The organism is Polaribacter reichenbachii (genome assembly GCF_001975665.1).
In the GTDB taxonomy this organism is placed as follows: Bacteria; Bacteroidota; Bacteroidia; order Flavobacteriales; family Flavobacteriaceae; genus Polaribacter; species Polaribacter reichenbachii.
Genome location: NZ_CP019419.1, coordinates 639,851 through 664,889 on the forward strand (window position 1 = coordinate 639,851; position 25,039 = coordinate 664,889).

Annotated in this window: 24 protein-coding genes; 9 read left to right on the plus strand and 15 right to left on the minus strand. The window is 29.5% G+C overall.

The window, feature by feature from the left end:
* The first annotated feature begins 24 nt into the window (after nt 1-24).
* Both BW723_RS02805 and BW723_RS02810 read left to right on the plus strand, forming a co-directional pair.
* Nucleotides 25-1,038, plus strand: a complete 1,014-nt coding sequence (locus BW723_RS02805; RefSeq protein ID WP_068362588.1) for a LacI family DNA-binding transcriptional regulator — start codon at nt 25-27, stop codon at nt 1,036-1,038.
* A 1-nt stretch (nt 1,039) separates the two neighbouring features.
* The gene (locus tag BW723_RS02810; RefSeq protein WP_076686322.1) at nt 1,040-1,846 is read left to right on the plus strand and encodes a Cof-type HAD-IIB family hydrolase; all 807 of its coding nucleotides are present in this window, start codon (nt 1,040-1,042) and stop codon (nt 1,844-1,846) included.
* Nucleotides 1,847-1,918: 72 nt separating this feature from the next.
* Here BW723_RS02810 and BW723_RS02815 read toward each other — a convergent pair whose 3' ends face one another.
* Genes BW723_RS02815 through BW723_RS02825 form a run of 3 tightly spaced genes read right to left on the minus strand, consistent with a single transcriptional unit; the run spans nt 1,919 to nt 4,092 of the window.
* Nucleotides 1,919-2,341: a secondary thiamine-phosphate synthase enzyme YjbQ gene (locus BW723_RS02815; RefSeq protein ID WP_068362586.1), complete on the minus strand. Its 423-nt coding sequence runs from the start codon at nt 2,339-2,341 to the stop codon at nt 1,919-1,921.
* 2 nt (nt 2,342-2,343) lie between these two features.
* Entirely contained in the window at nt 2,344-3,297 is a 954-nt protein-coding gene (locus BW723_RS02820; protein WP_068362584.1) for a carbon-nitrogen hydrolase family protein, read from the minus strand.
* A gap of 3 nt (nt 3,298-3,300) precedes the next feature.
* Nucleotides 3,301-4,092 carry a DUF2797 domain-containing protein gene (locus BW723_RS02825; protein ID WP_083139815.1) on the minus strand — a complete coding sequence of 264 codons (792 nt, stop codon included), beginning with the start codon at nt 4,090-4,092 and terminating at the stop codon, nt 3,301-3,303.
* A gap of 58 nt (nt 4,093-4,150) precedes the next feature.
* On the opposite strand from BW723_RS02825, the gene BW723_RS02830 reads away from it, so the two are divergent.
* The gene (locus tag BW723_RS02830; RefSeq protein WP_068362581.1) at nt 4,151-5,659 is read left to right on the plus strand and encodes a GH3 auxin-responsive promoter family protein; all 1,509 of its coding nucleotides are present in this window, start codon (nt 4,151-4,153) and stop codon (nt 5,657-5,659) included.
* Between the two features lie 115 nt (nt 5,660-5,774).
* Nucleotides 5,775-7,685 (plus strand): DUF4139 domain-containing protein, encoded by a 1,911-nt coding sequence (locus tag BW723_RS02835; protein ID WP_068362579.1) that lies wholly within the window; start codon nt 5,775-5,777, stop codon nt 7,683-7,685.
* On the opposite strand, the gene BW723_RS02840 is transcribed toward BW723_RS02835, so the two are convergent.
* Nucleotides 7,682-8,659 carry a polyprenyl synthetase family protein gene (locus BW723_RS02840; protein WP_068362577.1) on the minus strand — a complete coding sequence of 326 codons (978 nt, stop codon included), beginning with the start codon at nt 8,657-8,659 and terminating at the stop codon, nt 7,682-7,684. The genes BW723_RS02835 and BW723_RS02840 overlap by 4 nt on opposite strands.
* Nucleotides 8,660-8,892: 233 nt before the next feature.
* Here BW723_RS02840 and BW723_RS02845 point away from each other — a divergent pair, with 233 nt between their 5' ends.
* Complete coding sequence (locus tag BW723_RS02845; RefSeq protein WP_068362575.1) at nt 8,893-9,489, plus strand: LURP-one-related family protein; 597 nt, start codon at nt 8,893-8,895, stop codon at nt 9,487-9,489.
* 80 nt (nt 9,490-9,569) lie between these two features.
* Here BW723_RS02845 and rlmN read toward each other — a convergent pair whose 3' ends face one another.
* The 3 genes from rlmN to BW723_RS02860 all read right to left on the minus strand — a co-directional run bounded on the left by rlmN (nt 9,570) and on the right by BW723_RS02860 (nt 13,203).
* Nucleotides 9,570-10,607 (minus strand): dual-specificity RNA methyltransferase RlmN, encoded by a 1,038-nt coding sequence (gene rlmN, locus BW723_RS02850; RefSeq protein WP_068362572.1) that lies wholly within the window; start codon nt 10,605-10,607, stop codon nt 9,570-9,572.
* Between the two features lie 242 nt (nt 10,608-10,849).
* Nucleotides 10,850-11,899 (minus strand): tRNA preQ1(34) S-adenosylmethionine ribosyltransferase-isomerase QueA, encoded by a 1,050-nt coding sequence (gene queA, locus BW723_RS02855; RefSeq protein WP_068362570.1) that lies wholly within the window; start codon nt 11,897-11,899, stop codon nt 10,850-10,852.
* Between the two features lie 74 nt (nt 11,900-11,973).
* Nucleotides 11,974-13,203, minus strand: a complete 1,230-nt coding sequence (locus BW723_RS02860) for a 3-phosphoshikimate 1-carboxyvinyltransferase (protein WP_068362568.1) — start codon at nt 13,201-13,203, stop codon at nt 11,974-11,976.
* A 60-nt stretch (nt 13,204-13,263) separates the two neighbouring features.
* On the opposite strand from BW723_RS02860, the gene BW723_RS02865 reads away from it, so the two are divergent.
* Entirely contained in the window at nt 13,264-16,368 is a 3,105-nt protein-coding gene (locus tag BW723_RS02865; RefSeq protein ID WP_068362564.1) for a WD40/YVTN/BNR-like repeat-containing protein, read from the plus strand.
* 46 nt (nt 16,369-16,414) lie between these two features.
* Here the strand turns inward: BW723_RS02865 and BW723_RS02870 are convergent, their stop codons facing one another.
* The 6 genes from BW723_RS02870 to dprA form a co-directional block, all read right to left on the minus strand.
* Nucleotides 16,415-16,663 (minus strand): hypothetical protein, encoded by a 249-nt coding sequence (locus tag BW723_RS02870; RefSeq protein WP_068362561.1) that lies wholly within the window; start codon nt 16,661-16,663, stop codon nt 16,415-16,417.
* Complete coding sequence (locus BW723_RS02875; protein WP_068362558.1) at nt 16,663-16,989, minus strand: nucleotide pyrophosphohydrolase; 327 nt, start codon at nt 16,987-16,989, stop codon at nt 16,663-16,665. The genes BW723_RS02870 and BW723_RS02875 overlap by 1 nt, the downstream gene beginning before the upstream one ends.
* Before the next feature lie 43 nt (nt 16,990-17,032).
* Nucleotides 17,033-17,893 (minus strand): phosphatase PAP2 family protein, encoded by an 861-nt coding sequence (locus tag BW723_RS02880; RefSeq protein ID WP_068362551.1) that lies wholly within the window; start codon nt 17,891-17,893, stop codon nt 17,033-17,035.
* A 126-nt stretch (nt 17,894-18,019) separates the two neighbouring features.
* Nucleotides 18,020-18,793 carry an alpha/beta fold hydrolase gene (locus BW723_RS02885; protein WP_068362548.1) on the minus strand — a complete coding sequence of 258 codons (774 nt, stop codon included), beginning with the start codon at nt 18,791-18,793 and terminating at the stop codon, nt 18,020-18,022.
* Nucleotides 18,794-18,818: 25 nt separating this feature from the next.
* A complete protein-coding gene (locus BW723_RS02890; RefSeq protein ID WP_068362546.1) occupies nt 18,819-19,886 on the minus strand; it encodes a hypothetical protein in 1,068 nt (355 codons plus the stop codon).
* 35 nt (nt 19,887-19,921) lie between these two features.
* On the minus strand, nt 19,922-21,022 hold the full coding sequence (dprA, locus tag BW723_RS02895; protein WP_068362542.1) for a DNA-processing protein DprA: 1,101 nt from the start codon (nt 21,020-21,022) through the stop codon (nt 19,922-19,924).
* A 92-nt stretch (nt 21,023-21,114) separates the two neighbouring features.
* Here dprA and BW723_RS02900 point away from each other — a divergent pair, with 92 nt between their 5' ends.
* From BW723_RS02900 to BW723_RS02910, 3 genes are read left to right on the plus strand one after another with little or no spacing between them, the layout of a single operon-like run.
* Complete coding sequence (locus BW723_RS02900; protein ID WP_068362539.1) at nt 21,115-22,020, plus strand: HU domain-containing protein; 906 nt, start codon at nt 21,115-21,117, stop codon at nt 22,018-22,020.
* 47 nt (nt 22,021-22,067) lie between these two features.
* Complete coding sequence (locus BW723_RS02905) at nt 22,068-22,577, plus strand: acyl-CoA thioesterase (protein WP_068362533.1); 510 nt, start codon at nt 22,068-22,070, stop codon at nt 22,575-22,577.
* 11 nt (nt 22,578-22,588) lie between these two features.
* A complete protein-coding gene (locus BW723_RS02910) occupies nt 22,589-23,086 on the plus strand; it encodes a mechanosensitive ion channel family protein (protein WP_068362531.1) in 498 nt (165 codons plus the stop codon).
* A gap of 62 nt (nt 23,087-23,148) precedes the next feature.
* On the opposite strand, the gene BW723_RS02915 is transcribed toward BW723_RS02910, so the two are convergent.
* Complete coding sequence (locus BW723_RS02915) at nt 23,149-23,709, minus strand: type 1 glutamine amidotransferase domain-containing protein (protein ID WP_068363595.1); 561 nt, start codon at nt 23,707-23,709, stop codon at nt 23,149-23,151.
* A 127-nt stretch (nt 23,710-23,836) separates the two neighbouring features.
* Complete coding sequence (locus tag BW723_RS02920) at nt 23,837-25,036, minus strand: murein hydrolase activator EnvC family protein (RefSeq protein WP_068362529.1); 1,200 nt, start codon at nt 25,034-25,036, stop codon at nt 23,837-23,839.
* Nucleotides 25,037-25,039: the final 3 nt, after the last annotated feature.

The window sequence follows — 25,039 nt, forward strand, 5'->3', positions numbered from 1 at the left end:
TATATTAGTGGCTAAGTTTATTTTATGAAAAAACTAACCATAAAAGATATTGCCAAAGAATTCAATGTTTCTATTTCTACAGTATCTAAAGCATTGAACGACAGCTATGAAATTAGCGAAGGCACCAAAGCGAAAATACAGAAGTACGCTAAAGAAAACAATTACAAACCTAACTTTAATGCGTTAAGTTTAAAAAATAGAAGTACAAAAACAATTGGTGTAATTATACCAACTATGTTAAACTATTTCTTTGCCCAAGTTTTTAAAGGTATAGAAAAAACAGCATTAGAAAACGGCTACAAAGTAATAACGTGTATTTCTAACCAATCTTTTGATAAAGAAGTAGAAATTATAGAAATGCTTTCTAACGGAAGTATAGATGGTTTTTTATTATCTATGGCAAAAGAAACTGAAATTAAAAACGACTTTAATCACTTTAAAGAATCTATTGAAAACGGAACTCCGATTGTTATGTTTGATAGAGTAGCGCAATCGATTTCTTGCGATAAAATTATTACAGACGATTTTAATTCTGCTACAACTACTGTTGAGTTTTTATACAAAAAAGGACACAAGAGAATTGCTTTTATTTCTACAATGAGCGATTATAAAATTGGTAAACAACGTTTTCTAGGTTACAAAAAAGGTCTAGAAAAAATGGGACTTCCTTTTGATGAAAGTTTAGTGCTAAATATTAATGAAAGAGATTATAAAAAATACGGTAAAGAAGTTAAACCATTTATAAAATCTATAGATTTAGATGCGGTTATGACAACAGGAGAATCTGTTGCAGTTTCTACTATGAAAGCGCTAAGAAAAAGCGGAAAAAAGATACCTAAAGATGTTGCTGTTATTGCTTTTTCTAACGGAATTTTATCAAGACACTCAAGCCCAAAAATGACAACGATAAGTCAGCATGGAGAACAAATGGGCTCTAAAGCTACACAGATTTTAATAGATAAATTAAAAAATAAAAATACTGATGTAGTAACAGAAGTGATTACAACAGATATAGTAATTAGAGATTCTACAAGATAAAATGATAGACTTTTCGAAAGTAAAATTAGTAGTTTCTGATATGGATGGAACACTACTAAACTCACAAGGCAAAGTAAGTCCACTTTTTTTTGAGCTTTTTACAAAACTACAGCAAAAGAACATTCGTTTTTGTGCTGCCAGCGGAAGGCAATACAATAGTATTGTAAATAAATTGGCAGTAATTAGAGATGATATTCATGTAATTGCAGAAAATGGTGGAGTTGCTAAAAAAGGAAATGAAGTTTTGCTTTTTAATTTCTTAAAACCAGAAAAAGTGATGCATCTTGTGCCTGTTTTAAGAGAAATTGATCGTTCTAATATGGTTTTATGTTGCGATGATTTTGCTTTTATAGAAAGTAAAGACGAACGTTTTATCAACCTTTTTCAAGAATATTACAACAGCTATCAACAAGTTGACGATTTAATGGAAATTGCAAAAAGTAAAGATGTATTTAAGATTGCAGTTTATCATTTCGATTCATCAGAAGATTATATTTATCCAGCTATTAAACATTTAAAAGACGAAGTTTTATTAAAAGTTTCTGGTAAAAACTGGCTAGATATTTCTGATGAAAAAGCCAATAAAGGCAATGCTTTAAGACAAGTTCAACAACTATTAAACGTTACCAAAGAAGAAACGATGGTTTTTGGTGATTACCATAATGATATAGAAATGATGCAAGAAGCAGACTTTAGTTTTGCAATGGAAAATGCACATAAAGATATTAAAGAATTAGCCAAATACGCTACAAAAAGTAATGACAATTACGGAGTTGAGCGCATTTTAGAACAGTTGGTAAACTCTTAGAGTTACACTAAGTTTTACAATTTTTTTTTCATTTTATTTGGATGAAGTACTTTAGGAAAACTATCTAGAAAATTAAACTCCAAAAGCAGTTAAAACCAATTTTCTAAAACCTCCATAATTTCTATGTTCACATAAATAAATTCCTTGCCAAGTACCCAAATTTAATCTCCCATTGGTTATCGGAATTTCTACAGAACTACCCAATAAAGATGCTTTTAAATGTGCAGGCATATCATCAGAACCTTCGTAAGTATGAATATAATAAGGCGCATTTTCTGGAACCATTTTATTAAAATGACTTTCAAAGTCTACACGAACAGTTGGGTCTGCATCTTCGTTAATGGTTAAACTAGCAGAAGTGTGTTTTATAAACACTTTTAAAATTCCTTTTTGAATTGATTTAACTTCAGGAAATTCTCTTAAAACAATGGCTGTAATTAAATGAAAACCTCTTTTACAAGGTTGTAATTGTATTTCTTTTTGTTCAAAAATCATAATTAATCATCAAAAGAAACCGTACTTTGTCTTTCTCTATTTACGTGTAATTTAGTTACATCTGGTCTAGAATAATGCCCAACAGCATCAAAGTTTTGTCGTTCTTCTAAAACACGATTAAAATCTAACGTTTCTATTATTAAACCTTCTTTATGTAAAACTGGTTCAATTAACCATTCTCCATTTGGTGATGCAATACATGAACCTCCATTTGCCAAAACATCAGGTGCATCTTTTATAATTTTATCATAATGTGGTAAATCTTCAGCAAAATCTGATTTTTCCATTAAACTAGAAACAGAAATCACAAAAGAACGAGATTCTCTGGCTATAAAACGTGTAATGTCTTTTGTATTATGGTCAGATCCAGGCCAAACAGCAATATGTAAATCTTCACCTAAACCATACAAAGCAGTTCTTGGTAGTGGCATCCAATTTTCCCAACAATTTAAGCCACCAACTGTAAATTCTTTTAGAGGGTGAACTTGTAAACCATTTCCATCTCCAGGAGCCCAAGTTAAACGTTCATCATAAGTAGGTTGTAATTTACGATGTACAGATTTTATTTCTCCTCCTTGATTTATATACACTAAACTTGCATAAATACTATGTCCTCCTCTATTTTGAGCACGTTCCATAATGCCTAAGTAGATGGAAATATTGTGTTCTTTTGCCAATTTACAAACAGAATCTAATTCACCTTTTTCTATAGTAATCGAATTACAAACATAATGAGCGTGGATTTCTTTATTTACTTTTAAATCCCATTTTGCACCATCAGTTAAAGCTAACCAAAAAGGATAACCAGGTAATAAAGCTTCACCAAAAACAATGAGTTCACAATTTTCTTTTGAAGCATCTAAAATTGAATTTTCAATTTTTTTGATTGTCTTTTCTTTGTCTAACCAAACTGGTGAAATTTGTGCTAGGGCTACTTTTAATAGGTTGTTTTTCATCTTTTATAATTCTATAGAAACCACCAAACCTTCATTAGCTCTTACATTAAAAACAGTTTCGTCATCAAAAATTAAATACTGCCCTTTTATTCCTACTAATTTTCCTGTATAGTTTGGCGTTTTTATCAAATTTAAACTTTTAGGTTTGGTTGGATATTTTACAACAGGAAAATTAATATTCGTTTCAGAATTATTTTCTATGAAGTATTCTTTAGCTTCTTCTGGTATGTAAGCTTTTAACTTATCTCTCCACTCAACTAAATTTTCATCTTCAATATCGTTCTTTAGCATTTTACGCCAATTTGTTTTATCAGCAACATGTTCTTTTAAAGCAACTTCTGTAATTCCTGCTAAATATCTATTGGGTACTTCTACAATCTCAATAGCTTCATGTGCTCCTTGATCTATCCATCTTGTGGGTACTTGTTGCTTTCTTGTAACACCAACTTTTACGTTGCTAGAATTTGCCAGATATACAATATGTGGTTGTAATTGCACCGATTTTTCGTACACCAAATCTCTATCTTCAATATCTAAATGTGCTTTACTTAATTCTGGTCTCATAATCCAATCACCAGCATTTGGAGCATCAAAAAAACAAGATTTACAAAAACCTTGTCTGTAAATTTTCTTTTCTAAATGACAGTTTAAACACTCATAAGTAACAAATGAAAGTTTTATTTCTTTGTTTAACAACTGATTCATATTTAAAAAATCAGTTTTCATATCTAAATAATACTGAATTTCAGTAGAATTTTCAGTTTTCATTTTTTTTAAGACTCCTTGATATTGCATAACAAAATTTAGTATTTTTAGCTTCTCACAAAATTACGTAAAAATTCGAACTTAATTTATGGCTTACCCCATTGTAAATTCTATAATTTCTTGGTTTTTAAAAAAACGTATTCATCAAATTGAATTGTTTTTAAAATATCCTAATGATGTGCAAAATGAGCTACTTTTAAAATTAGTTGCTACTGCAAAAAGAACTGAATTTGGTAAAATACACCAGTTTTCATCCATCAAAAATTATAATGATTTTATAAAAAACGTACCTATTCAGAAATACGAAACTATAGAACCTTTAATTGAGAGATGTAGGCAAGGTGAGCAAAATTTATTTTGGCCAACGTATATAAAATGGTTTGCAAAATCTAGTGGAACTACAAATGCAAAAAGTAAATTTATACCTGTAAGTGAAGAAGCTTTAGAATATTGCCATATGAAAGCTGGTAAAGATATGTTGTGTTTATACATTAACAATAACGAAGAAACGCAACTCTTTACGGGTAAAGGTTTAAAATTGGGTGGTAGTTCTGAGATTTACAAAGACAACAATTCTTATTTTGGAGATTTGTCTGCAATTATTACCGAAAACCTACCTTTTTGGGCAGATTACAGTTCTGCTCCAAGTCAAGAAGTGGCTTTAATGGCTGAATGGGAAACCAAAATGGATGCTATTATAGAAGAAACCATAAACGAAGATATTACTAGTTTAGTTGGTGTACCAAGTTGGATGTTAGTGCTCTTAAACAATGTTTTAGAAAGAACAGGTAAAGATAATATTTTAGAGGTTTGGCCAAATTTAGAAGTATATTTTCATGGAGGCGTAAACTTTAATCCGTATTTAGAACAGTATAAAAAATTGATTCCGAAAAAGGATTTTAAATATTACGAAACTTACAATGCTTCTGAAGGATTTTTTGCGATTCAAGACAGAAATGATTCTAAAGATTTATTGTTGATGTTAGATTACGGAATTTTCTATGAATTTATACCTATGTCTCAATATAAAGGAGAGAACTCTGAAACGATACCAATTTCTGAAGTAAAAAAAGATATTGATTATGCTTTAATTATTACAACCAATAGTGGTTTATGGCGGTATTTAATTGGTGATACCATTCGTTTTACTTCTTTAGACCCTTATCGAATTAAAATTACAGGACGTACAAGGCATTATATTAATGTTTTTGGTGAAGAGCTTAATATTGAAAACGTAGAAGATGCTTTAAAATTAGCTTGCCAAAAAACAAATGCCATTATTACTGATTATACTGTAGGTCCTATTTTTATGAAAGATAAAAAAAGTGGTGGGCATGAATGGATTATTGAGTTTAATGAGCATCCTGAAAATATGAATTACTTTACTGAAATGCTAGACAATGCTTTAAAATCTATTAATTCTGATTACGAGGCAAAACGTTATAATTCAATGACCTTAGCAATGCCAAAAATTCACGTAGCTAAAGAAGGTTTGTTTTATGAATGGCTAAAGAAAAAAGACAAATTAGGTGGGCAGCATAAAGTACCAAGATTATCTAACCAAAGAGATTTTGTAGAAGAGTTATTGAAACTTTAACTAACTCAAACTTCTCTTTTACCCAATAAAATAGCTCACTTACTCAATACTAGTTTTAACTAGTATATTAAAAATATATTTTTGATGTAGAAACCATCCATCAAATATATATGTTATGAAAAAAGTTGTTTTTTTACTTATTTGCATTCAGTTTTCAATCGCTATTAAAGCGCAAAATAATAGAGAAAAAATTATAAAATCAGAAGTAAAATCTGCTGTAGTTTTTCTTGAAAATGCACAAGTTAATAGAGAAAAAACTGTTTTTTTATCTAAAGGTGAAAACACCTTAAAATTTACGAATCTGTCTCCTTTTATTGATAGCAAGAGTATTCAAATAAAAGCTAAGGATATAGAAATTCAGGCTATAAATTTTCAGAAAGATTACTTAAAACAAATCAAAAAAAATCCTGAGTTACAGAAATTAAAAACGCAATTATCATTAATTGAAAATAATATCAACTCAAAAAATGTTGATTTAGAAATTGTTAAAGAAGAAGTTGTGTTTTTAAAATCTAACAAAACTATTGGAGGAAACCAAACACTTACAGCTACCACTTTTAAAGAAGCTGCCAATTATTATGGAAGCAAAATTAAAGCATTAAAAACAACCGAGTTTAAACTAAAAAATGCAATAAAAACGTTAAACTTAGAAGCTTCAAAAATAGAAAAGCAGATTAGTGATTTTACATCAAATAAGAATTTTGGTTCTGGTGAAATTACAATCCGTTTAAAATCTGAACTAGCTAAAAACACAAAATTTATTTTAAGTTATAATGTAGATAATGTTGGTTGGTACCCAACTTACGATGTTCGAGTAAAAAATATAAACGCTCCTTTAGAATTAGTTTACAAAGCTAACTTATATCAAAATTCAAAAGTAGATTGGACCAATGTTAAACTAAGTTTTTCTTCTGGTAACCCAACAAAATCGAACAAAGTAAAAGAAGTAATTCCGTATTTTATAGATTATGGTACAAACCCACCTAATTATAAAAATAACATTAATCAAGTTACTGGTGTTGTTAGTGGTTCTGGAGAACCTTTGCCTGGTGCAACTATTACTATTAAAGGCACAACAATAGGAACAACTACAGATTTTGATGGTAAATTTTCTCTTGAAATACCTGATACAAATAGTACATTATTAATTAACTATTTAGGTTTTAAATCTAAAGAAATGGCTATTAATAGCAATTATATAAATGTTAATCTTGAAGAAGACTACAATCAACTAGATGAAATTGTAGTAGTTGGTTATGGAACTAGCAGAAAAGGAAGTCGTAAAAATGATCGAAAAATTGGCACAACATTAAGTGGAGCAGTTGCTGGTCTTTCTATTAGAGGAGCATCATCAATAAAAAAAGAAAAAGCAAGAACGAAAGTAAGCACAATTAATACCAAACAAGTAGTTAACCAAACCACAGTGAATTTTGAAGTGGTAAAACCTTACTCTATTAAAACTAGCAACAAAAACTTTAGTTTAACAATGAAGGTTTTTAATATAACTAGTAATTATCAATATTATTCTTTTCCGAGAGCTGAACAAAGTGCATTTTTAGTAGCAAAAATTACAGATTGGGAAAAATTTAATTTATTAGAAGCTGAAGCCAATATTTATTTTGAAGATACTTTTGTTGGTACTACTTTAATTGACACAAGAGTTGCTAAAAAAGAACTAGAAATTTCTTTAGGAGTTGATAAAAATGTAGCCATTGCTAGAAATAAAGAAAAAGACTTTACCACTAGACAATTTATTGGTAATAAAAAAGAAGAAGCTAGAGTGTGGAACTACACTGTAAAAAACAATAAGAATGAAGCAATTAATATTGTTGTTTTAGATCAAATTCCGATTTCAATGTCTGAGACAATAAAAATTGAACTAAATACAGATGTTACTAAAGGAGTCTTAAACACAGAAACTGGAGAAATAAAATGGAAAATAAATTTACCATCAAAAGAAGTTAAAAACTTTAAACTAAAATATGCTGTTAAGCATCCTAAAAATTATGTTATAAATCTAGATTAAATTTTTCTTTCAACCACATAATCAATCATTTGTAGTAAAGATTTTTTATAAGGTGATGCTGGGTAGGTTTCTAAAATATTTAATGCTCTTTGTCTGTAATCATTCATTTTAGAAACTGTATACTCAATTCCGCCATTTTCTTTTACAAACTTAATTACTTCTTTTACTCTTTTCTTGTCTTTATTATGTTTTTTTATAGAATTAATAAGCCAAGATTTTTCCTTTTTAGAGCAATTATTTAAAGTATAAATTAAGGGCAAAGTCATTTTTTGTTCTTTAATATCTATACCTGTAGGTTTGCCAATTTTATCATCTGTATAATCGAATAAATCATCTTTTATTTGAAAAGCAATCCCAATATATTCTCCAAATTTTCGCATTTGCTGAACAACATCGTTTTTTGCGCCTACAGAAGCTGCTCCAATTCCACAACAAGCTGCAATTAAAGTGGCTGTTTTTTGACGAATGATATCAAAATAAATATCTTCTGTAATATCTAATTTTCTGGCTTTTTCAATTTGCAATAACTCACCTTCGCTCATTTCACGAACAGCAATAGAAATCAATTTTAACAAATCGAAATCTTCATTATCTATGGATAAAAGTAAACCTTTAGACAATAAAAAATCTCCCACTAAAACCGCAATTTTATTTTTCCATAAAGCATTTACAGAAAAAAAACCTCTACGTCTATTAGAATCATCTACAACATCATCGTGTACTAAAGTAGCTGTGTGAATTAGCTCTACAACAGATGCACCTCTATAAGTTCTTTCATCAAAACCACCATCAGAAACCATTTTTGCTACTAAAAAAACAAACATTGGTCGCATTTGTTTTCCTTTTCTACGAACTATATAATAAGTAATTCTATTTAAAAGCGGAACTTTAGAAAGCATTGCATCTTTGAATTTCTTTTCAAAGAGCTCCATCTCGTTTTTAATAGGTAGTTTAAAAAGTTCTACTGGCTTCATTTTATGCTGATTTATTTTTCAGTAAGCTTGCGCAAAAATACAAATTATAAAAAGAAAATTTCGGCTGTAAAATTGGTTAGATTTAAAACGCAAACCTTTAAAATTTAATTCGGTTTTATTTCCATTTTTACAACTTTTTCAGCTTAATATTAAATATATTTGATTGTTTTGAATGCGACAAAAACTTCACTTTCAAAACTAAACCTATATTATTAAAAACTAAAAAAATTACTGTGCAAGACATCCAATTTCCTATCACTTTCGAATTTAATATTTCTACGCTAGCCAACGACTTTACTGCAAAAGATTGTAAAGGAAATACAATTGCTTATGTACGTCAGAAAATGTTTAAATTAAAAGAAGACATCAGTGTTTACAATAACGACACAAAATCTGAATTAAATTATAAAATTAAAGCAGACAAATGGCTAGATTTTTCTACTGCCTATTCTTTCTATGATAAAAAAGGTAAAGAATTTGGAAAGGTTGTGAGAAAAGGATGGAAATCGATGTGGAATGCTCACTATGAAATTATAGATCAGCATCAAAAACAACAATATGTTATAAACGAAAAAAATGTTTGGATTAAAGTTTTAGACTCTTTAGTTGGTGAAATACCTATATTAAGCTTTTTTACTGGGTATCTTTTTAACCCAACTTATCTTGTAAAAAATACTAAAGGAGAAACGATAATTGAGCTTACAAAATTAAAATCTTTATTAGGTAAAAACTTTAAAGTATCTAAAATTGGTGGGTTAGATAATGATGATGATGACAGAGTTATGTTAGCCTTAATGATGTTTGTATTATTAGAAAGAAGAAGAGGTTAATAACTGTAAAATATGATAAACAAAAAAAGAGATAATCAAATATTGATTATCTCTTTTTTGTTTTATGTATGAATAATAAATTAAGCTTTATTGGCCAATTGCCCACAAGCTGCATCAATATCTTTACCTCTACTTCTTCTTACATTTACAGTAATATCGTGCATTTCTAAATTAGAAATATAGTTATTTATGGCAGAATTACTTGCTTGTTGAAATTCGCCATCATCAATTGGGTTATACTCTATTAAATTCACTTTACAAGGCACATATTTACAGAATTCTACTAAAGCTGTAATGTCTTCTTTTCTGTCGTTAATCCCATTCCAAACTACATATTCGTAAGTAATTGCTCTTTTGGTTTTCTCATACCAATATTCTAAAGATTCTTTTAAATCTTTTAAAGGGAAATTGGTATTAAAGGGCATTATTGATGTTCTAACCTCATCTATTGCTGAGTGCAAAGAAACTGCTAAATTGAATTTTACTTCTTCGTCTGCCATTTTTTTAATCATTTTTGGTACACCAGAAGTAGACACTGTTATTCTTTTTGATGACATTCCTAAACCTTCAGGAGATGTTATCATTTCTATAGATTTCAAAACATTTTTATAGTTCATAAGTGGCTCACCCATTCCCATAAAAACAATATTCGTCAATTTTTTATTGTGATATAATCTACTTTGTTTGTCTATAACAACAACCTGATCATAAATTTCATCAGGATTTAGATTACGCATTCTTTTTAAACGAGCAGTTGCACAAAACTTACAATCTAAACTACACCCAACTTGACTAGAAACACAAGCTGTTGTTCTTTTTTCTGTAGGTATTAAAACAGATTCAACCACTAAACCATCGTGTAATTTAATACCATTTTTTATGGTACCATCATTACTTTTTTGCATAGAATCTACTTTGATATGATTAATCACAAAGTTTTCTTCTAACATTTCTCTGGTTTGTTTAGAAATGTTAGTCATATCTTCAAAAGTATGTAAAGACTTGTTCCAAAGCCATTCATAAACTTGGTTTCCACGAAAAGCTTTATCGCCATTTTCTACAAAAAAATCGCGTAACTGTTCTTTGGTTAAGGCTCTTATGTCTTTCTTTTTATTCAATAGATTAAATAATTTAATGTGTTAAAGTTATTAATGCAAAAATACACTAATAATTTGAAGGTATTCTTTTTGTTGACAAACTTGGTTGCGTTAGTGATTGTAATGGCATCCTTTTTTTGACTTTAGGAAAAAAAAAGATATAATGAAAAGCACGACCTTTAGGTAACGCCAAAATAAAAAAACTGACAATTAAATTACTAATTGTCAGTTTTAATGCTTGAATTTTAAAATTCTTAAATGTTTTATATAATTAACATTGCATCTCCGTAAGTAGAGAATTTATAACCTTCTTTAATAGCTTCTTTATAAGCTTCCATTAAAAAATCATAACCTGCAAATGCTGCTGCTTGCATCATTAAAGTAGATTTTGGTGTGTGAAAGTTCGTAATCATTGTGTTTGCAATACTAAAATCGTAAGGAGGAAAGATAAATTTATTTGTCCAACCTTCATAGGCATTTAATTCTGCGTTAGATGATACTGAAGATTCTACAGTTCTCATTACAGTTGTACCTACAGCACAAATTCTTCTTTTTTCTATTTTAGCTTTGTTAATTTTATCTGCGGATGCAGCTGGTATAACAATTTGCTCAGAATCCATTTTATGTTTCGATAAATCTTCTACTTCTACTGGACTAAAAGTACCTAAACCAACATGCAATGTCATTTCTGCAAAATCTACTCCTTTAATTTCTAAACGTTTTAATAAGTGTTTAGAAAAGTGTAAACCTGCTGTTGGTGCAGCAACTGCACCTTCGTGTTTTGCATAAATTGTTTGGTAACGCTCTTCATCAGAAGCTTCAACTTCTCTTTTTATAGTTCTTGGTAAAGGTGTTTCACCAAGTTCTAATAATTTTTCTCTAAAAGCTTCGTAACTACCATCAAACAAAAAACGTAAGGTTCTACCTCTAGATGTTGTGTTGTCTATAACCTCAGCTACTAAACTATCGTCTTCACCAAAGAATAGTTTGTTACCAATTCTAATTTTTCTTGCAGGATCTACTAAAACATCCCATAATCTATTTTCTGCATTTAGTTCTCTTAATAAGAAAACCTCAATTCTAGCTCCTGTTTTTTCTTTATTCCCAAACATTCTCGCAGGAAAAACTTTGGTGTTGTTTAACATTAAAATATCGCCTTCATCAAAATAATTGATAACGTCTTTAAATGTTTTATGTTCTATAGTTTGGTCTTTTCTATTTAAGACCATTAAACGAGACTCATCTCTATGTTCTGCAGGATAAATTGCTAATAATTCTTCTGGCAGTTCAAAATCGAAGTTTGATAATTTCATAAATGTATTTTGCTGTAAAAGATGCAAATATACGATATGAAAACAGGCGTTGTCAAGTGTTTAGCTATTTATCTTTAAAGTTCGTCAATTTTAATACCTAATTGTTGCATGTCTTCCCAAAATTTTTGGTAAGATTTTGTAACTACTTCAGCATTATTTATTTGAATAGGAACTCTTAAAGCTAAAGGCGCAAAAGCCATAGCCATTCTATGATCGTTATACGTTTTTATGGCAATGTTTTTATGGATTCTAGAAGTTATATCCAATTCTAAAGTTTCGTTGGTTACAGCAATATTTGCACCTAATTTAGATAATTCATCGTGCAAAGCTACTAATCTATCTGTTTCTTTAATTTTTAAAGTATGTAAACCAGATAAGCTACAGGAAATGCTCTCTGCAAAACAAGTAACTACAATAGTTTGTGCAATATCTGGTGCATTTTTTAAGTTAATAACCAAAGCTTCTTTTTGAGTTTCAGTTTCTTTTTTTAGAGTGATAAAATTATCTCCAAAAGTGGTTGTTACTCCAAAATGTTTATAGATTTCTGCTAAGCAAGAATCGCCTTGCAAACTTTCTTTTTTATAGGCTGATAATTGAATTTCTGATCCAATTTCTGCCAAAGCAACAATGGAATAAAAATAACTTGCAGAAGACCAATCAGACTCTACAACAATAGTTTGTTTTTCAATTGATTTCTTCGGATAAACTTTAATGATATTCCCTTCAAAATTACTTTCAATTCCTATTTGAGAAAGCAAACTCAATGTCATTTTAATATAAGGAATAGAAGTTATTTTACCTGTTAATTCAATTTCTAACCCATTTTCTAATTTACAAGCAATTAATAGTAATGATGAAATGTATTGGCTACTAACATTACCATTAATCTGTACTTTATCTGTTGTAATCTCAGTTCCTTTAATTCTAATTGGCGGATATCCTTCTTTAGCTTCATAAGATATATTTGCGCCTAAATCTCTTAAAGCATTTACCAAAATTTCTATAGGTCTATTTTGCATTCTATCAGAACCTGTTAACACAGTTTCTCTGCCTTTAGCTACAGAAAAATAAGAAGTTAAAAAACGCATTGCAGTACCTGCATGACCAATATTTACCAATTCATCATCCGTAGAAAGTGCGTGTTGCATATGTACAGAATCATCAGAATCTGATAAATTTTCTATAGAAAGTTCTGGAAAAAGATTTTGTAAAATCAATAACCTATTCGATTCGCTTTTAGAACCAGAAATTGTTATTTTTTGGTCTATCTTTTTTTCTTCTAAAACATTTAACAATATGTCCATTCTAAAAATTGATTTTATTTCTTATTTTTAAATTCTATACTAAAATTACAACTAACCAATATGAAAAAAGTACTTTTTCTGGCCATTTGCATCTTCTTTTCTGCAAATGCCAAAGTTAATGCACAAAAAAAATCTACCAAAGTTTCTGATGAATATTTTAGCGCAATAAAATGGCGAAATATTGGCCCATTTAGAGGAGGAAGAAGTGCAGCAGTAACAGGTGTTTCTGGTAAAGCAAATCTATTTTATATGGGTGCAACTGGTGGTGGAGTATGGAAAACTACAGACGCTGGTAATACCTGGCAAAATATTTCTGACGGATTTTTTGGGGGTTCTGTAGGTGCTGTAGCCGTTTCTGAGTCTGATAATAATGTAATGTATGTTGGAATGGGAGAAAAAACCGTTCGTGGAAATGTTTCTTCTGGTGATGGAATTTGGAAATCTGAAAACGCAGGAAAAACTTGGAAACACATAGGTTTAAAAAATTCTAGACACATTCCTAGAATGCGTATTCACCCAAAAAATTCTGATATTGTTTTTGCAGGAGTTATGGGCGATTTATACAAACCCACTCAAGAAAGAGGTGTTTACAAAACTACTGATGGAGGAGAAACTTGGCGAAAAGTTTTATTTTCTAACGAAGATTCTGGAGTTGTCGATTTAATTATCGACCCAAATAATCCAAGAATTTTATATGCAACTACATGGAACATCAGAAGAACTCCTTACAGTTTATCTTCTGGAGGTGATGGTTCTGCACTCTGGAAAAGTACAGATGAAGGTGAAACTTGGACCAATATTTCTACAAACAAAGGTTTACCTACTGGTATTTGGGGAATTGCAGGTGTTACAGTTTCACCTGTAAATTCTGATATCGTCTATGCTTTAATCGAGAATAAAAAAGGTGGCGTTTATAAATCTACTGATGCTGGTAAAACCTGGAGACTAATCAATTCTGAAAGAAAATTAAGACAAAGAGCTTGGTATTACACACGTTTATATGCAGATACGCAAGATGAAGATATTTTGTATGTTTTAAATGTTCGTTATCATAAATCTACAGATGGTGGAAAAACTTATAAAACTTACAATGCTCCTCATGGAGATCATCACGATTTATGGATTGCACCAGAAGACAACCAAAGAATGATTATTGGTGATGATGGTGGGGCACAAATTTCTTTTGATGCTGGTGAAAATTGGAGCACAATGAACAATCAGCCAACAGCTCAATTTTATAGGGTTACTACAGATAATCATTTCCCTTACAGAATTTTAGCTGCACAACAAGACAATTCTACTGTAAGAATTTCTCATAGAACTGGAGGCAGGTTTATAACTGAATCTGATTGGTCTTCTACTGCTGGTGGAGAAAGTGCACACATTGCTGTAGATCCTTTAAATAATGATATTGTTTATGGTGGTAGTTATGGTGGTTTATTAACGAGAGTAAATCATAAAACTAACGAAACTAGAGCTATAAATGTTTGGCCAGATGACCCAATGGGTCATGGAGCTGAAGATTTTAAATATCGTTTTCAGTGGAATTTCCCGATTTTATTTTCGCCAAATAATAAGAAAAGATTGTATGCAGCTTCTAATCATTTGCACGCAACAGAAGATGAGGGTCAATCTTGGAAATTAATGAGTCCAGACTTAACAAGAAACGATCCTAAAACTTTAGGCCCTTCTGGAGGTCCAATTACTAAAGACAATACTGGTGTAGAATATTATGGAACTATTTTCGCTGTGGCAGAATCGCCTTTAGAACCGGGTTTAATTTATACAGGTTCTGATGATGGTTTAGTACATATTACCAAAAATAATGGTGAATCTTGGGATAATATCACTCCTAAGAAAATGCCAGAATGGATGATGATTAACTGCATAGAAATTGATCCTTTTACAAAAGGTGGTGCTTATATTGTAGGTACAAAATACAAATCTGGTGATTATTTACCATACATCTACAAAACAGAAAATTATGGTAAATCTTGGGAATTAATTGTAAACGGAATTGCAAATGAAGATTTTACAAGAGCTTTAAGAGCAGATCCAAAACGCAAAGGTTTATTGTATGCAGGTACAGAAAGAGGTATGTATATTTCTTTTGATGATGGTAAAAACTGGCAATCTTTTAAACAGAATTTACCAATTGTACCCATCACAGATTTAGCGATTAAAGATGATAATTTAATTGCAGCAACTCAAGGGCGTTCTCTTTGGATTATTGATGATTTAACACCTTTGCATCAACTAAACACATCAGAAAAAGAAGATGTTATTTTATACAAACCAAAAGATGCTTATAATTTATCTGGTGGTAGAGGAAGAACTTCTAGAACAGCAGGTACAAACCATTCTGGAGGTGTAAATATTTATTATTACATCAATGAATTAAAGGAAAAAGATGTTGCTTCTATTTCTATTTTTGATGCAAATGATAATTTGGTTAAAAAATTCTCGACAAAACCTGATAAAGAAAAGAAAGAAGGAACACTAAAAGTTGAAGATGGTAACAATATTTTTAACTGGAATATGATGTATGATGGCGCAGAATCTGTAAAAGGAATGATTTTATGGTGGGCTTCTTTATCTGGACCAATGGCTTTACCAGGCACTTATAAAGTTGAGTTGGCTGTAAATGATATAAAAAAATCAAAGAATTTTAAAATCATAAAAAACCCAATGTCTGAAGCTTCTGAAAATGATATGAAAGCTCAGTTTGATTTTATAAACGACATCAACCAAAAAATGACAGAAATTCATAAAGCATTAAAAAATGTGAAGAAAGTTCGTAGTCAAGTTGGGTTGTTAAAGAAATCGATCAAAGACAAAAAGAAACATAAAGAGTTAATTGATTTTGCTGATAAATTGGTGAAAGATATGACTGTTGTTGAAGAAACTTTATATCAAACAAAATCTAAAAGTGGGCAAGATCCTTTAAATTTTCCTATTAGATTAAACAACAAATTGGGGCATTTAAATTCGTTAACTCGTATTGGAAATTACGCACCAACTAATCAAGCAATTGCTTTTAAAAATGAAATTACAAAAGAAATTGATCTTGAATTGGCAAAATTATATGCTTTGTTTAACAAGGATGTAAAAGAACTAAATACCAAAGTAAAAGAAAGCGATATTGATTTAATTCAGTTGAATTAATTTCTGATTTCAAAACATAAAAAAAGCGACTTAAAAGTCGCTTTTTTTATTTCATATTTTTATTCGTGATGTAAATTCCATAAAAGACACTTATAAAAATTTTAATTCCCCAGAAACTTTTCCATTTTCCGTTGTTAAAATTGGTTTCTGCTACTGTAGCAAAATCGCCTGCAAAAATATCTCTCCAGCTATTCATAAATAAAGAAATTAAAGTAACTACAACAAAAAAAGGAAGTGCTACTTTTAAAAAGTTAGTCCAAAATTCTGGTTGTTTTATTTTATCTGTAAATTTCATTATTTCAACTTTTCGTTATTATGATGACGATTGTGATCGCGTTTTGTTTTAATATCTAATTTCTTATCAAAAGCATCTTGTAAATCAATACCTGTTTGGTTTGCCAAGCATAAAACAACAAACATAACATCTGCTAACTCCTCGCCTAAATCTTTATTTTTATCAGATTCTTTTTCGCTTTGTTCACCATATCTACGTGCAATAATTCTGGCAACTTCACCAACTTCTTCTGTTAATTGAGCCATATTTGTTAATTCGTTAAAATAACGAACTCCGTGATTTTTAATCCAATTATCTACTTGTTCTTGTGCGTTTTGAATATCCATCTTTTTATTGACTTTTCAAATATTTTTTAGTTTGATAAAATTGCTAAAAGTTCATAGTTACACCTAAAGTTCCGGGTGCAAATTGTAAATTCCAAGCTACTTTTTTATCCTTTTTAATTTCATTGTATTTATCATCATACTTTGTATCTAAAAAACGATCAATAGCTTCAACAATAAAAATACTAATTGCTGTAGAAAAAGCTACATCAGAAATCCAATGAAAACGATCTAAAATTCTACTCAAACCAGGAATAGAACCAATGGTATATAAACCTGCTTTTATCCACGGACTTTTAAATTGCTTTGCAATTACATATGCATTTGTAAAACCAAGCATTACATGACCTGAGGGAAAAGAGTCGTAATTATAAACTCGATCTATATGAAAAGGATCGAAAGTAGCTTTACCAACATCTATTCTTGGTCTTGCTCTACCAATAATTCTTTTTGATACTTGCTGTAATAAACCTGCTGCTGATGCAGATGAAATTAACAAAACTCCTGTTCTTCTTAATTTAGGACTTTTACTAAATAAACCAGCTAAATAGATGGCTCCTGTTAATCTATAATTATTATTTGGATCACCAATATTATTACCATAATTTACTAACCAATTTGGTATGTTTGTTCTATTTTTTACTGCCCAACGATCTACATTATCATCAATAAAATAAAAAGCTGAAGTACCTGCTGCTACATAACCCAAATTAGCAAATTGTTGTTTTTGCCAATATAAAGGTCTTGAATATGCATAACCCATTCCGCCTGCAATATTCCCTAAATCATAAGAGAATTTTTGCCATAAGTTTCTTTCTGCATCTAAATTAAAAGATACTTTTTGTGTTTGCGAAAAACTATTTATAGATAAAGTAATTAGCAGAAAAAGAAAAAATCTTTTCATCATAAGGTAAAATTTGAAGTCACAAAGATAATAGTTATTACATAACTTGGTTTATTTAAATTTTACACAAGGCATAAACCATAAATTATTCAACTATTCTATCAATAAAAACCTTTTTAAACCTAATTTTTATCCTAAAAAACTACAAACCGCAACATAAAAATCTTTAGGATTTTCTGCATGTAACCAATGACCTGCATTTGCAATTTCTGTAACTGTATGATTAGGGAAATGGTTATCGATAATTAACTGTTCTTCTGGAATTATATAACCCGACTTCTCACCTTTTAAAAACAAAGTATCTTTATCAAAAGAGGTATTTTGAGGTAATGATTTACCAACTTCAGGATTATTTTCGGTTAAGGACTGTAAATTAAATCTAAAACCCAATTGGCCTTTTTCTACCCAATAGACATTTTTCATTAAAAACTGACGAACACCCAATTCTGGAATGTAGTTACTCAATTGTTCGTCTACTAATTTTCTTGAATTTTGAACAGCAAAATCCACAGAATTTAAACCTGCTAAAATTGCATTATGATGTGGTTCGTAGGCTTTAGGTGATATATCTACAATAACTAATTTATCAACCAAATCTGGATACGTTACAGCAAACAACATTGCTGTTTTACCTCCCATAGAATGCCCAACTATATTTACATTTTCTAGTTGATAATGTTGTATATAATTGTATAAATCTTCGGCTAAAAGTTCATAATTAAAAGCATCTGAATGAAAACTGCGTCCGTGATTTCTTTGATCTATTAAATGTACTTGATAATCTTCTGAAAACTGATTTCCCAATGTTTTCCAATTATCAGACATACCAAAATAACCGTGTAAAATTAATAAAGGTTTGCCTTCTCCTTTTATTGTTGAATGTAAAATATTATTTTCTATCATTTTTTGTGTTCTAAAAAATTTGAGATTAAAACAATTCTTTGCTGCTAATGTCTAAATAATTTCGTTTTACAAAAATTAAGATGGTTTCTAAAACCTCGCCCATATTATTGCATTTTTTAAACTCAACATCACCCACATAATCTATTAAATCTTGTTTTAATCTTTCTATATGTTTAGGAAAAGATATGGAATCGTGTTTCATACATCTAATAATGTGCTGAATTCGATCTGGAGAACTAATCATTCTTTTAGCAATGTAAGAACGCTCTTCTATTTTATATTGATTTATAGAACTATTTTCCAGTCTTTTACTAACCATTTCTACCATTTTTTGGTTTTCTTTTAAAAACTGTAAATTGTATACTTTTAAATTCCCTTCAAACGATTGTTGATCGAAATCTATAGCTCTAATTTTATAAACAATTTTATCGAAATCATGAATTGGTGTAATTACGTAATTGTACGAACGCATATCACCTAAAAGCCTAATAAAACAACGCTCTTTAAATTTTACAAACTCTTTGGCAATTTGTGCTTTTTCTGATCTAGAACAGGTTGGTAAAATATTTTCTATAAAATCATCTCCCGGAATTCCTGAAATATGCTCTTCTATTAAAGTATCTTTATATACCAAATAATTTATGGTGTAAGGCGATAAAATATGCTCTAACTCTAAACCATAAACACGAGAAGCATCTGCTTGCTTTACATAGAAATAAGTGAAATTATCATTTAAAATATTACGCACTTTAATTCGGAATGGTTTCGAATTACCAAACGTACAGAAGTCAATGGCATCAATATTTAAGAAAGGAATGGTGTTATCATTTCCATCAGAGTGTAAAATGGTATAAATCTTTTTTAAGCTTCTGTCTATTTCTTCTCTATCCCATTCAGAATAAAAAGTTCTTACCCAAAGAGTATCTTCATCATTTTTATCAAAAACAGATACTGAACCTTGAAAACGCAGCAAATCGTTATATAAAATACTAATTTTACTACTTCTATTATGCTTTTTTAAAAAAGCCGCCAATAGCTTGCTAATAGGAAAAGTTGGTTTTTTTTTTGATATTAATTTTTGATTTTCAGCCATAATTTCTGAGGTATTTTACAAAAATAGGGATTAAATCAGACGATTTCAAACATCTTGCCAGGTAAAGGTTTGGTTACGCCTTTTAATTCCATTTGTAATAAAATTGATGATAAATTAAAAACAGGAATATTACACTCTAAAGCAATAACATCCAGAACTTGAGCTCCTTTTTCGAACAATAAATCATAAATTTTTTGTTCATTTTCATTCAAGTCTACAAATAACTGTTTTTGTATAATTTTAGGTTGTTCTTGAATGTCCCAATTTAGCATTTTTACAATATCTGATGCAGAAGTTAGCAAATGAGCCTTGTTGTTCTTTATTAAATCGTTGCAACCTTTACTATAAATATCTGTTGTTCTGCCAGGCACTGCAAAAACATCTCTATGATAAGAATTGGCAATATCTGCAGTTACTAAAGAACCACCTTTTGCTGCACTTTCTATAATAATTGTTGCTTTCGAAATACCTGCAACAATACGATTTCTTTTTAAAAAATTTTCTCTTAAAGGTTGTTCTTCACTCCAAAATTCGGTAATAAAACCACCATTTTCATTTACTTGATTAATGTATTTTTTATGTACTTTAGGATAAATTTGTTCAAAACCATGAGCTAATACTGCAATTGTTTGTAAATTATTTTTAATTGCTGCTTTGTGTGCACAAATATCTACGCCGTAAGCAAAACCACTAACAATAATAGGGTTGTATTCTGCTAATTCATCAATTAAATTATTGATAAAATCACGACCATAAGAACTCATATTTCTTGTACCTACAACAGAAATAATTTTCTCGTTTTCTAGGTTAATGTTACCATCTTTAAAAAATAAAATAGGACTATCGATACAATTCTGAAGGTTTTTAGGATAATCATTATCTAAAAAATAAGAGTATTCATAATTGTTTTTAAGAATATAATCGAGTTCTTTTTCGGCAAGTATTAAACTTTCTTTGTCAAACAAATGCTTTAAGGAGTGAGCACCAATTCCATTTATTTTTTCTAAAATTGATACTTTCTCTTCGAAAACTTGTTGAACATCACCTACATTAACAATTAGTTTTTTTGCTAAAATATCTCCAATAGCTTTACTTTTTTGCAAGCGTAAAATGGCTAATAATTTTTCTTCTTTCAATAGAACTCAATTTAAAATACAATATATAATTTTTTACTGATATTTTTTTGAAATAATTTAATTTATAAAATAAATATTCTACTTTTGTATTTATGAATTTAGCCAACTATATAAACGATTTACTTTACAGATACGATTGTGTAATTGTACCTGATTTTGGAGGTTTTGTAACCAATAAAATAGGCGCAAGTTTAGATAAAAATACGCATACTTTTTATGCACCTTCTAAACAAATTACGTTTAATAGTCATTTAAAAGTGAGTGATGGTTTATTGGCAAATTACATTGCTTCTTCAGAAAACATTTCTTTTGAAAAAGCATCTAATGCAATTACTTTATCTGTAATTAGATGGCAAAATGAATTGCAATCTAAAGCTTTAGAAATTGGTGCAATTGGATCATTATCTTTAAATGAAAATGATCAGATTATTTTTGAACCAAGCAAACAAGTAAATTATTTACCAGAATCTTTTGGCTTATCTACAGTTACATCATCAATAGTAAAAAGACATCAAGAAATTGTAAAGCCTCTAATACCTGTTGTAGATAAAAAAGAAAGAAAAGGAATACCTGCATTTATTAAATATGCTGCTACTGCTGCAATTTTATTAACTTTAGGTTTAACTGCTAACAATTTTTATCAACAAAACAAACAAGAGACTTTACTCGCTAATCAGCAAAAATCTTTAGAGAAAAAAATACAAACTGCAACTTTTGTAATTTCTAATCCTTTACCAACTATCGAATTAAATGTGGTAAAAGAAATTGCAAAACCGTATCACGTTGTTGCTGGTGCTTTTCAAATTAAAGAAAATGCTGAGAAAAAAGTAAATCAACTTAAAAAACAAGGTTATAATGCTAGTATTATTGGCGTTAACAAATGGGGATTAACTCAGGTTGTTTTTAATAGTTATGCAGATAGAAACGATGCCATAAACAATCTATATAAAATACAAGCGACTGTATCTAAAGACGCTTGGTTATTAGAATCAAAATAACTTTTATTTAGAATACTATCCTTATATCTTTGCAGAAATTTAATAGAATGGAAGCAAAGACATCAAACGCATCTTTAACTGTACTTACAGATTTAGTTTTACCTGGAGATACTAATTATTTAGACAATCTTTTTGGAGGTGAACTTTTAGCAAGAATGGATAGAGCTTGTAGTATTGCTGCTAGACGTCATTCTTCTAGAATTGTAGTTACAGCTTCTGTAAATCACGTGGCTTTTAATAAATCTGTACCAGTTGGTAGCGTAGTAACAATAGAAGCAAAAGTTTCTAGAGCCTTTAAATCGTCTATGGAAGTTTATGTTGATGTTTGGATCGAAGACAGACAATCTGGTAAAAGAACAAAAGTTAACGAAGGTATTTACACTTTTGTTGCTGTTGATGAAACGGGTAAACCTGTTCAAATACCAAGATTAACACCAGAAACAGATTTAGAAAAAAAACGTTTTGACGGCGCTTTAAGACGTAAACAATTAAGTTTAGTTTTAGCAGGTAAGTTAAGTGCAAATGATGCTACAGAATTAAAAGCTTTATTTAGTTAAATATAAAAAAAATGGAATTCTTAAATCACTTTAAAATTTTAGAGTCTATTATTGTTCTAATTTTAGGCTTCTTTATTCGATTGTTAATCACAAATTCTTTAAAGAAAATTCAATTAAAATTTGGCTTTCAACAAGCAAGAATAATTGTTACTAACAAAATAGTTTCTATATTAATTTATACAACTGTAATCGTTGTAATTGCCTTTATTTGGGGAGTAGATGAAAAACAATTATTAATTTACATTTCTTCTTTCTTAACCATTTTAGGGATTGCCTTTTTTGCTCAATGGTCTATTCTATCTAATATTACAGCAGGTTTAATCTTATTTATCAATTACCCTGTAAAAATAGGAGATACGATTACTGTACTAGAAAAAGATAATAATATTACTGGAAAAATCTTAGATATTGGTGTTTTTTTTATTACTCTAAGAACACCTGAAAGCGAATTAATTACAATACCGAATTCTGTAATTCTTCAGAAAAACATTCGCTTTAAAGATCAATAAAATTATAGTCAAAAAAAAAGTGCAATTAAAAATTGCACTTTTTTTTTGACTATAATTTAATATTACGCCATTTGTTCTTCGTGTTTCCCTTCGTAAACCTCTTCTACTAACTTATCGTTAAACGCAGGTAAATCATTAGGGTTTCTACTAGTAACTAAACCAGCATCTACTACAACTTCTTCATCTGTCCAGTTTGCACCAGCATTTATAATATCTGTTTTAATTGAATTAAAAGAAGTTACATTTCTACCTTGTAAAACATCTGCTTCTGCTAATAACCAAGGTGCATGACAAATTGCTGCCACTGGTTTATGGTTATCAAAAAAAGACTTTATAAAACTAATTGCGTTTTTATCTCTTCTTAAAATATCTGGATTTATAACTCCACCAGGAAGCACTAACGCATTATAATCTGCCTGAGTAACTTCATTTAGCGTTTTATCTACTTTATAAGCTCTACTCCAATCTCCATTATTCCAAGATTTTATTTCACCTTTTTCTAGCGATACAATTTCTACATCTGCACCCGCTTTTTCTAAGGCTTTTTTGGGCTCACTTAATTCACTTTCTTCAAAACCATTTGTAGCTAAAATTGCTACTGTCTTTCTATCTAAATTTTCCATTTCTATGTTTTTAAGATTCATATAAAAGTTAATACTTTATTAACTCACATCAAAAGTATGAATGATTAAAACCATTGTTTAACTCAATAGATTGTGAAATTGACACAAATACTATTTTAAGAAAATTTTATCTTTTTAAAATCCAAGAAGCAGGATTTAATCGTGTTGTGTTTTTGAATAAGACAAAAACTAGTTTTGTTTTTTTAGAAACCTTATCTGTAAAAATTCTACCAATTTTTTGACCTACGCTTACTTTATCGCCTTTTTTAACGTATGAGTTTTCTAAATTATTATAAGATGTTATATAGTTCCCGTGTCTTATCATAACATTTTTTGTTCCTCCAGAACCCACTAAAATATTTAATACTTCTCCATTAAATATAGCTGTAGCATCACTGCCTTGCGATGTTGCAAAATGCAAACCAGTACTATTTATTGTTATTCCTGGAAAAATAGGATGAGGTTGTACACCAAACTTTCTAATAACTACACCTTCTTTTACAGGCCAAGGCAACTTACCCTTATTTTGTTCAAATCTATTTGCTAAAGCTTTTGCTTCTGGACTTAATATAAAATTGCTACTTTTTTTAAGAACCGTTTTTTTGTCTTTAGATTTATTTTTGGCCATTGCAATTCTATTGGCTTTGGCAATTTCTTCTTTAATAATTTTATCTATTCTTGCAGCAAGCTTTTTTTCTTCTTTAGCATTTTTTTGAATTTCTCTTTTATACTTACCTTCTTTCTTTTTAATTTGAGCAATTAATTTTTCTTGATTCTTTTTATCGCCCTCAATTTCTTGCTTTTGATTTTTTTCAACCAAAATTAAAGTGTCTTTTACTTTCTTTTGATAAAATAGAGAATCGTTTAATTTTTTAATAAAATTAGTTTGAACAAGAATTTCTTCACCTTGTTTTTTTCTGAATTGTGTGTATTGTTTGGTATATTCTAATCGTTTGTAAGCTTGGTAAAAATTCTTAGAAGACAATAAAAACATTAGTTTACTTTGTTGTGATTTACTTTTGTAAGACTTGTAAATCATTTCTGCATAATCTGCTTTTAAAGCTTTTAGTTCTTTATTAAGTTTGGCAATTTTTCGCTCATTTCCTTTTATTTCATTCGTTAAAAGTTTAGCTTCTAAATTAATTGTGTTTATCAATTTATTACGAACATTAATTTTTTGATTGATATCTTTCAAAGCCTCTAATGCATTTTTCTCTTTTTTAACTTCATTAAATAGCAATCTGTTTAATTTTACAATTTCAGATTTGTATTTTTTTCGCTGATTTTCTAACTGCTTTCTAGTTTGACTAAATGCAGAGAAATTCATCAA